This is a genomic window from Streptomyces sp. YS-3 (assembly GCF_045257485.1).
Lineage (GTDB): Bacteria > Actinomycetota > Actinomycetes > Streptomycetales > Streptomycetaceae > Streptomyces.
Genome location: NZ_JBJHPC010000264.1, coordinates 1 through 9,669 on the forward strand (window position 1 = coordinate 1; position 9,669 = coordinate 9,669).

Below are 9,669 nucleotides of genomic sequence, written 5' to 3' on the forward strand. Positions count from 1 at the left end.
GCCGAACCCCCGCCAAACCCCCGCCGAATCCCGCCGCGTCCAACCGCGTTCGAACACAAATTGACGCATGCGTACCGCACAGTCACCGTATGACACATGCGACTGTCCCGGCCCCGGCAGGCGTGGCACCTTCGTTGCCACGCCACCGAGGGGGGAAGCGATGGACAAGCGGTACGAGGTCTTCTGTCTGGCCGACAGGCAGTTCTACGAGACTCCGGACCGTCTGTCCTCGGCCACGACCGGCGAGCCCGTACCGCTCTTCGAGGCGGCCCTGCGCCCCGTCCCCGAGGGATGGCGCAGCACGCTCTCCGGGGACTGGCTCCACTTCAGCCCCGTCGACGAGGCGGGCGAGCCCCGCCCCGGAACGCCCCGCCAGGGCTGGAAGATCCACGTCTCGGCGTGTCTGGACAACGCCGAGAAGATGGCGGCGCAGGTGTGGGAGTACTGCGTCCCCCGGGCGATCCCGTTCAAGTTCGTGCCGGGCCGCCAGCCGCTGCACCTGCGCAACTCCAAGTACGCCGGGCGCGGTTCCAGCGGGAAGTTCGCCACGATCTACCCGTCCGGCGTGGACGAGCTGGAGCGAATACTGACCGAGCTCGGCGAGCTGCTCGACGGCGAGCCGGGCCCGTACATCCTCACCGATCTGCGCTGGAACTCCGGTCCGCTGTACGTGCGTTACGGCGGATTCGTCGAGCGGCACTGTGTCGGTGAGGGCGGGGCGCTGGTCCCCGCGATCGAGAACGCCCGGGGCGAGCTGGTCCCCGACCGCCGCGACCCGGCGTTCCAGATACCGGAGTGGGTGACGCTGCCCCCGTTCCTGCGGCCCCAGCTGGAGGCGCGCAACGCGACGACCGTGGGCGACCTGCCGTACCGCATCGAGCGGGCGCTGCACTTCTCCAACGGCGGCGGGGTGTACGCCGGGACCGATGTGCGCGACGGCAGCAAGGTCGTCCTGAAGGAGGCCCGGCCGTACGCGGGGCTCGCCGCCGACGGCTGCGACGCGGTGACCCGGCTGGAGCGGGAGAAGGCGGCCCTGGAGCGGATCTCCGGGCTCGGGGTGGCGCCGGAGGTGCGCGACTGGTTCGAGCTGGGCGACCACCGCTTCCTCGTCATGGACTTCCTGGAGGGGCGCACGCTGAACGCCTTCTTCGCCGAGCGCCACCCGCTCCTCGCGGTCGACCCCGACCCGGACGCGGTGGCCTCGTACACGACCTGGGCGCTGGCGGTGCACCGGGCCGTGGAGCGGGCGGTCGAGGCGGTGCACTCGCGCGGGCTGGTCTGCAACGACCTGCACATGTTCAACGTGATGGTCGGGCCGGACGGGGAGGAGGCGAACGGCGGCCGGGAGGTCGCGGTGCGGCTGCTCGACTTCGAGGCCGCGGTGCCGCTCGACGAGCACGAGGGGCAGACGATGGCGCACCCCGGGTTCGTGGCCCCGCGCGACCGCAAGGGCTTCGACGTCGACCGGTACGCGCTGGCCTGTCTGCGGCTCGCCCTGTTCGTGCCGATGACGACGCTGCTCGTGGTCGACCAGGACAAGGCGGCGCATCTGGCGAAGGTCGCGAAGAGTCAGTTCCCCGCTGTGCCGGAAGGTTTCTTCGAGGAGGCGGTGCGGGTCATCCGGGGCACGGACGAGCCCCTGGCGCGGCCCTATCTGCCCGCCCGGCCCGAGGAGTGGCCCGCCGGGCGCGACTCGATGGTCCGCGCGATCCTCGCCTCCGCCACGCCCGAACGCGAGGACCGGCTCTTTCCCGGGGACATCTCGCAGTTCGCGGACGGCGGCGGCCTCGGCGTCGCGTACGGCGCGGCCGGGGTGCTCTACGCCCTGGACGCCACCGGCGCCGGGCGCTACCGGGACGGCGAGGAGTGGCTGCTGCGCCGCACCGAGGAGCCGCCCGCCGGCTGTCCGCTGGGCTTCTACGACGGGCTGAGCGGCGTGGCGTACGTCCTGGACCGCCTCGGCCACACCGAACGCGCCCTCGACCTCGTCGACCGGGTGCTCGACGAGAAGTGGCAGCGGCTCGCGCCCGGCCTGCACGGGGGCCTGGCCGGGCTCGGGCTCGCGCTGGACTCGCTCGGCCGCACCACCGGCGAGAGCGATCTGCGCGACCGGGCCCTGGAGGCGGCCTGGATCATCGCCGGGGAGCCGCGGCCCGAGGAGGGCGGCGGGCGCAGACGCGCCGGTCTGCTGCACGGCGCCAGCGGCCCGGCGCTGCTCTTCCTGCGGCTCTACGAGCACACCGGCGAACCCGCGCTCCTCGACCACGCCGCCGAGTTCCTCCGCCGCGACCTCGCGGCCTGCGTCACCGACCGCTCGGGCGCCCTCCAGGTCGACGAGGGCGTACGGACCATGCCCTACCTCGGCTCCGGCGGCGTCGGCATCGCGATGGTGCTGGACGACTATCTGGCGCACCGGTTCGACGAGGAGTTCGTCGAGGCCAGGGCCGCGATCCTGCCCACCGCGCGGCTGCGGTACTACGCCCAGCCGGGCCTGTTCAACGGCCGCGCGGGCATGGTGCTGCACCTCGCCCGCACCCGCGCAGCGCGTGCCGACCTGGACGCGCAGAGCGCGGCGCTCGCCTGGTACGCCGTGCCGTACGAAGGCCATCTGGCCTTTCCCGGCAACCAGATGATGCGGCTCTCCATGGACCTCGCGACCGGCACGGCGGGCTGTCTGCTCGCCCTGGGCTCGCTGCCCGCCGTCGCGTCCGCCCGAAGGCGCCCCGCGGGGCTGCCCTTCCTGCCACCGCTTCCGGTGGCCCCCAGGACGGCCCCGCGAGGGGCCGGACGGTAACCCCGTCCCCACGAAGAAATCCCAACACAAAGGAGATGGCCATGACCCTTCTCGACCTGCAGAAGATGGACGTTCCCGAGACCACCGGTGGCGGCGGCGGTGGCGACGAGAGCAGCGTCAGCCTTCTGCTCTGCGACAAGCACAGCTCGCACAGCCAGCTGCTCTGCCTCTGACACACCCGCACCACCCTGATCAATCCCTGTTGCACGTGATCAACCGTGATCGACCCTGATCAACCGTGTGACGCGGCCCCGGGCGGATCTGCTCTCCGCCCGGGGCCTGCGCGCCCCGGAGGGCCCCTTGGCTCCACGCCCCTTTCTCCGCGAGACCGTCCGGTACGGCGCGGCGCCCGCCGCTCTCGTACTGCTGCTGACCACGGCCCTCGCCGGGGCGGGCCTGGCCCTGCCGTGGGCGCTCGGCCGCACCCTCGACCTGCTGCTGGGCGAGGACCGCTCGGCCGCCGGGCCCTGGCTCGCGCTCTGCGCCGCGCTCACCGGCGCCACCGTCCTGCTCGGCGCCCTCGACGGCCTGGTCACCGCCGTCGCCAACGCCCGTACCACCGCGTGGATACGCGCCCGCGTCCTCGGCCATGTGCTGGCCGCCGGACCCCGCGCCACGGTCGCCGACGGCGATCTCGTGGCCCGGCTCGTCGGCAACGCCGCCCAGGCCGGACCCGTCCCCGCGACCCTCGCCGCCACCCTCGCCGCCGTGCTCACCCCGGTCGGCGGACTGGTGGCGCTCGCCCTCACCGACGCCTGGACGGCGCTCGCGCTGCTCGCCGGAATGCCCGTACTCGTCCTGCTGCTCAAGGTGTTCGTCCGCCGCTCCGGGGACGTGGGCACCGCCTATCTGCGCGCCCAGGGCGAGATCGCCGGGCGGCTCACCGAAGCCGTGGAGGGCGCCCGCACCATCACGGCAGCCGGCACCGCCGACCGCGACGCGGCCCGCATCCTCGCGCCGCTGCCCGAACTCTCCCGCCAGGGCCACCGCATGTGGCGCGTCACCGGCCGCTCCACCGCCCAGGCCTCCGCCCTGCTGCCGCTGCTCCAGCTCACCGTGCTCGCGGTCGCCGGGCTGCGGCTCGCGGACGGCGCGCTGAGCGTCGGCGGGATGCTCGCGGCCTGGCGGTACGCCGTCCTCGCCACCGGCACCGGAACCCTGGTCGGCCAGCTCAACGGGCTGGTGCGCGGACGCGCCGCCACCGACCGCCTCGCCGAGGCGCTCACCCCGCCCGCCATGACGTACGGAACACGCCGACTGCCCGACGGACCCGGCTCGCTGGAGCTCCGCAGCGTCCGCACCGGCCCCCTCGACGACATCGACCTCTACCTTCCCGGCGGGACGGTGGCCGCCGTGGTGGGACGCTCCGGCAGCGGCAAGAGCGCCCTGGCCGCGGTCGCGGGCCGGCTCACCGACCCCGACAAGGGCACGGTCCTCCTCGACGGCGTTCCGCTGCCCGAACTCTCCCGGCAGCACCTGCGCCGCGAGGTCGGCCACGCCTTCGCCCGCCCGGCGCTCCTCGGCGCCACCATCGGCGGCACGATCGCCTTCGGCGTCGACGAACCCGGCCCGGAGCAGGTCACGGCAGCCGCCCGGGCCGCCTGCGCCGACGACTTCGTCCGCAGACTGCCGCTCGGCTACGACACCCCCTGCGAGCAGGCCCCGATGTCCGGCGGCGAGGCCCAACGCCTGGGTCTGGCACGGGCGTTCGCGCACTGCGGGCGGCTGCTGATCCTCGACGACGCCACCTCCAGCCTCGACTCCGCGACCGAGCGCCGGGTCTCCCGCGCGCTGCTCGACGAGCTGACGCCGGGCACCCGGCTCATCGTCGCCCACCGGGTCACCACCGCCGCCCGCGCCGACCTGGTGGTGTGGCTCGACGGCGGCCGGGTGCGCGCGCTCGCCCCGCACGCCGAGCTGTGGCGACTGCCCGAATACCGCGCGGTGTTCGCCGGGGAGGCCGCGTGAAGGGCCGCCTGGTGGCACTCGCGCGCTCCCGGTGGCGGGCGCTGCTGCGGCTCGCCGCCTGGTCGGCGCTGGAGGCGGGGGAGACGTTCCTGCTCGGCTTCGCGCTGGCGCGGGCGCTCGACCGGGGCTTCCTCGCGGGCCGCACCGGGACCGGCCTCGCGTGGCTGGGGCTCGCCGCGGCCGGCGTGGTCGCCGGGGCCTTCGGGACCGGGCGGGTGCATCTGGCGGTGGCCGCGCTCGTCGAGCCCGTACGCGACGACCTCGTACGCCGGGTGGTGCGCCGCGCCCTGCGGACGCCCGACGGGGCGGCCGTCTCCCGGCTCACCCACCAGGTGGAGATCGCCCGCGACACGCTCGCCGGACTGGTGATGGTGTCCCGGACCTTCGTCGTCACCGCCGTGGGAGCGCTGATCGGGCTCTGCTCGCTGGCCCCGGTGCTGCTGCCGGTGGTGGCGGTGCCGCTGGCGGCCTCCCTCGCCCTGTTCCTCGCCACGCTGCGCCCGCTCGCCCGCCGCCAGGAGGTGTTCCTCGCCGCCGACGAGGCGCTGGCGGCCGAACTCGGCCTCGCCGTCGCCGGGTTGCGCGACATCACGGCGGCCGGGGCGCAGGACCGGGTGGCGGCCGACGCGGGGGAGCGGATCGACGCCGAGTTCCGGGCCTCGCGCTCGCTCGCCCGCTGGGGGGTGCTGCGTACGCTCGCGGCGGGGCTCGGCGGCCGGCTGACCGTGGTGCTGCTGCTGGTCACGGCGCCCTGGCTGCTCGGCCACGGGGTCACCCCCGGCGCGTTCGTGGGCGCCCTCGCCTATGTCACCCAGTCCCTGATCCCGGCCCTGCAGTCCCTGATGCAGGGCCTGGGCACCTCGGGGGCACGGCTGTTCGTGGTGCTGCGCAGGCTGACGGCGGACGGGGAGCAGCCACCGCCGCCCGCGCCCCCGGCGGGCGAGGCCGGTCCCGGCGAGGCCGTGCGGCTGCGGGGCGTCACCTTCGCGTACGGGCCCGGGGCCGCGCCCGTCGTCGACGGTCTGGACCTGACCGTGCCGCACGGCGGGCACCTCGCGGTGGTCGGCCCCAGCGGCATCGGCAAGTCCACCCTGGCCGAACTCATGGCGGGCGTGCGCGCCCCCGACAGCGGCGAAATTTTACGCGCCCGCGCCCGGGTCCTGGTGCCCCAGCAGGCGTACGTCTTCACCGACACCGTCCGGGCCAACCTCACCTATCTGTGCCCGGCCGGCCACGAGGACGCGGGAGCTCCGGACGGCTCGGGCGAGGGGGGGTCCGAGGGGGGCACCCCCGGCGGACCGCCGGGGGACGACGCCCTGCTGGCCGCCTGCGCGGCGGTGGGCGCCCGTGAGCTCGTGGACCGGCTCGGCGGGCTCGACGCGACCGTGGTCCCGTCCGGACTCTCGGCGGGGGAGCGGCAGTTGATCGCCCTGGCCCGGGCGTACGCGGCTCCCGCGCCCCTGGTCCTGCTCGACGAGGCGACCTGCCATCTCGACCCGGCGGCCGAGGCACGGGCCGAGCGGGCGTTCGCCCGGCGGCCCGGGACGGCGCTGGTGGTCGTGGCGCACCGGACCGGCTCTGCGCGCCGGGCCCGGCAGGTGCTGGTGCTGGGCGGCGCGGGGGTCGAGTGCGGGACACACGACGAACTGCTGCGAGGGTCCGCGTTCTACCGGGAGCTGACCGGATTACACCCATCCCTCGCCCTGGGAGATGCGGATGGCGTCCACGCGGTTGCGGGCGCCGGTCTTGCGGGTGATCGCCGCCATGTAGTTCCGCACGGTCCCGTTGGACAGATGGAGGCTGTGCGCGATGTCCGCGATGGAGGCGCCCTCGGCGGCGAGTGAGAGCACGCTCAGTTCCCGTCTGGTGAGCGGCATCTCGGCCGCCCGCAGGAAACCGCAGCCCAGCGAGTCGTCGACGAATCGCTGACCTGCGGCGGCCCGTCTTATGGCGCCGATCAGCCGCTCCGGGGTGGCGTCCTTGTCGACGTACCCGAGGGCGTGCGCCTCCACCGCCTGGCGCAGCAGCCCGGGCCGGTTGGGGCTGGCCAGCACGACGAGGCGCGCGTTGCGCGACCCGTGGTGCCGGCTCTGTAACTCCCCCAGCGGCGCGATGCCGTACGAGTCGGAGCAGTCGAGGTCGACGGCGCACACATCCGGCCGCAGCACCCGCGCCCGGGCGGGTGCGCTGCGCCAGGGCGCGTGGTGGACCTCCAGACCGGGTTCCCGGCCCAGGCGGTCGGCCAGCGCCGACCGCATCAGACAAGCATCGTGCACGAGAAGTACCCGGATCACGTTTCAGCCCCCTCCAGCTCCCCGCCTACCGGTTGCCTTCCTCTGGCACGCGAAACATTTCTATCCGGGGGCCGGGAGAGAGGAAGCCGCATAATCGGCCATGGGGTTGCACGGGGGCGCGAACGGCGCACAGAGTGGGCACGGATGGCAGTCAGGCGCTGGACCTGCACGCCGGGCGCTGGGCCGGATCACCGACGGATCGGGCCATATCGGGTCCGGCGGGTCGAAAACGGCGGGACCGGCGGCTCCGGGGGACCGGTCAGAACGGCCGGATCGGGCCGAACCGACCCGGCCGGGACCGACTCGGGCCGGTCCGGGCGCCTTCGGAGCGGGCCAGTTCAGACCCCTCGGCCGGGAAGGCCGTCGTCCTGCGCCGTGAGGTCGATCAGCCGGCACACCGTCTCGATGTCGATCTTCACCTGGGCGATCGAGGCCCGCCCGGACAGCCAGGTGATCAGGGCCGAGTGCCAGGTGTGCTCGATGACGCGGACCGCCGAGAGCTGCTGCGGACTCGGGTGGTCCAGCCCCATCGCGTCCAGGATGATCGCGGTGGTCTGCCGGGAGACGGTGTCCACCTCGGGGCTGACCGAGCGGTCGGCGAAGGTGAGGGCGCGCACCATCGCGTCGGCGAGGTGCGGCTCGCGCTGGAGCGCGCGGAACGCCCGCATCAGCGTCTCCGCGACGCGCTGCGCGGCCGAGTCGCCGGACGGCGGGTGCTTGCGGAGCGTGGAGTGCAGATGCTGGAGCTGGTCCTGCATGGTGGCGACCAGCAGATGGATCTTGGAGGGGAAGTAGCGGTAGAGCGTGCCGAGCGCGACCCCCGCGGCCTCGGCCACCTCGCGCATCTGGACCGCGTCGAAACCGCCCCGGCTGGCGAGCTGGGCGCTGGCGTGCAGGATGCGGCGGCGGCGCGCCTCCTGGCGCTCGGTCAGGACGGGCGACGCGGCGATGGCCGCTCTGGCTTCCGCTGTCATCTGTCCCGTTCCGTCGTCCGATTCGCGCTGTTCCGGTGGGCCCGGCGGCCCGTTTCCGGGGGCACAGCATGGCAGGGGCCCCGGTGGTGGCGCGAATCACCTGATCCGGCCCTCACACGCGCGCTACCTGCCGGTAGATTCAAAGCTTCCCCAGGCTCCGGACGGAGATCAAGAAGGATCAAGTCTGGAACTTGTTCTAGATTAGCGCGAGCGGTTACGCTCCGGCGAAACGCAGCGATGAAGGGGCCGCGAGTGACCGCAGAGGCCATAGAGGCAAACCCGCACACCGGGGAGCCGGCCCGTGCGGGTGACCGCCCGCTGCGGATCGCCCTCCTGACGTACAAGGGCAATCCGTTCTGCGGCGGCCAGGGCGTCTACGTACGCCACCTCTCCCGCGAACTCGCCCGTCTGGGGCACAGCGTGGAGGTCATCGGCGCGCAGCCGTACCCCGTCCTGGACGAGGGCGTACCGCTCACCGAGCTCGCCAGCCTGGACCTGTACCGCTCGCCGGACCCGTTCCGCACGCCCGGCAAGGACGAGTACCGGGACTGGATCGACGCGCTGGAAGTCGCCACCATGTGGACCGGCGGGTTCCCCGAGCCGCTGACGTTCTCGCTGCGGGCCCGGCGCCACCTCGCCGCCCGCAAGGGCGAGTTCGACGTCATCCACGACAACCAGACGCTCGGCTACGGCCTGCTCGCCGACCTCGGCGCGCCCCTGGTCACCACGATCCACCACCCCATCACCGTCGACCGGCAACTGGAACTGGACGCCGCCGAGGACTGGAAGCGCCGCTCCTCGGTGCGCCGCTGGTACGGCTTCACCCGGATGCAGAAGCGGGTCGCGCGGCGGCTGCCGTCCGTGCTCACCGTCTCCGGCTCCTCCCAGCGCGAGATCGTCGAGCACCTCGGGGTGCGCGAGGACCGCATCCGGGTGGTGCACATCGGCGCCGACACCGGGCTGTGGTCCCCGGACCCGTCGGTGGCCGAGGTGCCCGGACGCATCGTCACCACCTCCAGCGCGGACGTACCGCTCAAGGGGCTCGTCTTCCTCGTCGAGGCGCTCGCCAAGGTGCGCGCCGAGCACCCCGAGGCGCATCTCGTCGTCGTCGGCAAGCGCGCCGAGGACGGACCGGTCGCCCAGGCCATCGAGAAGTACGGGCTCGGCGGCGCGGTCCGCTTCGTCAAGGGCATCACCGACGCGGAGCTCGTCGACCTCGTGCGGTCGGCGCAGGTCAGCTGTGTTCCCTCGCTGTACGAGGGGTTCTCGCTGCCGGCCGCCGAGGCGATGGCGACGGGGACCCCGCTGGTGGCCACGACCGGGGGCGCGATCCCCGAGGTGGCCGGGCCGGACGGCGAGACGTGCCTCGCGGTGCCGCCGGGCGACCCGCAGGCGCTGGCCGCCGCGCTCGTACGGCTGCTGGGCGACCCGCGGCTGCGCGCACGGCTCGGCGCGGCCGGGCGGCAGCGGGTGCTCGACCGGTTCACCTGGGCGCGGGCGGCCGAGGGCACCGTCGAGCTCTATCGCTCCGCGATCGCCGGCAAGGGCCGCTCCGCGGCCAAGAAGCCCGCAGGGTGATCCCGCACCGAACCGGCCCCGGCCGCTCCGCGCCCCCACCCCCCGGCCGCTCCGCGGCCCC

6 protein-coding genes and 1 pseudogene are annotated in these 9,669 nt (G+C 74.2%); 5 read left to right on the top strand and 2 right to left on the bottom strand.

Translation table 11 applies throughout. From position 1 onward, the window contains the following. Positions 1 to 160 precede the first annotated feature (160 nt). The 4 genes from lanKC to ACJA3G_RS21160 all read left to right on the top strand — a co-directional run bounded on the left by lanKC (position 161) and on the right by ACJA3G_RS21160 (position 6,606). Positions 161 to 2,794 carry a class III lanthionine synthetase LanKC gene (lanKC, locus tag ACJA3G_RS21145; protein WP_406554587.1) on the top strand — a complete coding sequence of 878 codons (2,634 nt, stop codon included), beginning with the start codon at positions 161 to 163 and terminating at the stop codon, positions 2,792 to 2,794. 41 nt (positions 2,795 to 2,835) lie between these two features. Then, complete coding sequence (locus ACJA3G_RS21150; RefSeq protein ID WP_365111699.1) at positions 2,836 to 2,967, top strand: SapB/AmfS family lanthipeptide; 132 nt, start codon at positions 2,836 to 2,838, stop codon at positions 2,965 to 2,967. Between the two features lie 67 nt (positions 2,968 to 3,034). Next, a complete protein-coding gene (locus tag ACJA3G_RS21155) occupies positions 3,035 to 4,762 on the top strand; it encodes an ABC transporter ATP-binding protein (protein ID WP_406554588.1) in 1,728 nt (575 codons plus the stop codon). Continuing rightward, complete coding sequence (locus tag ACJA3G_RS21160) at positions 4,759 to 6,606, top strand: ATP-binding cassette domain-containing protein (RefSeq protein ID WP_406554589.1); 1,848 nt, start codon at positions 4,759 to 4,761, stop codon at positions 6,604 to 6,606. Before ACJA3G_RS21155 ends, ACJA3G_RS21160 begins: the two co-directional genes overlap by 4 nt. Here the strand turns inward: ACJA3G_RS21160 and ACJA3G_RS21165 are convergent. After that, positions 6,532 to 7,020 (bottom strand): annotated as a pseudogene (locus ACJA3G_RS21165) (LuxR C-terminal-related transcriptional regulator); the annotation flags it as partial. The gene ACJA3G_RS21160 and the pseudogene ACJA3G_RS21165 sit on opposite strands and share 75 nt — an antisense overlap. Positions 7,021 to 7,394: 374 nt before the next feature. Further along, entirely contained in the window at positions 7,395 to 8,030 is a 636-nt protein-coding gene (locus tag ACJA3G_RS21170) for a TetR family transcriptional regulator (RefSeq protein WP_406554590.1), read from the bottom strand. Between the two features lie 252 nt (positions 8,031 to 8,282). On the opposite strand from ACJA3G_RS21170, the gene ACJA3G_RS21175 reads away from it, so the two are divergent. Next, positions 8,283 to 9,608 (top strand): glycosyltransferase family 4 protein, encoded by a 1,326-nt coding sequence (locus ACJA3G_RS21175; protein ID WP_406554591.1) that lies wholly within the window; start codon positions 8,283 to 8,285, stop codon positions 9,606 to 9,608. Positions 9,609 to 9,669 lie beyond the last annotated feature (61 nt).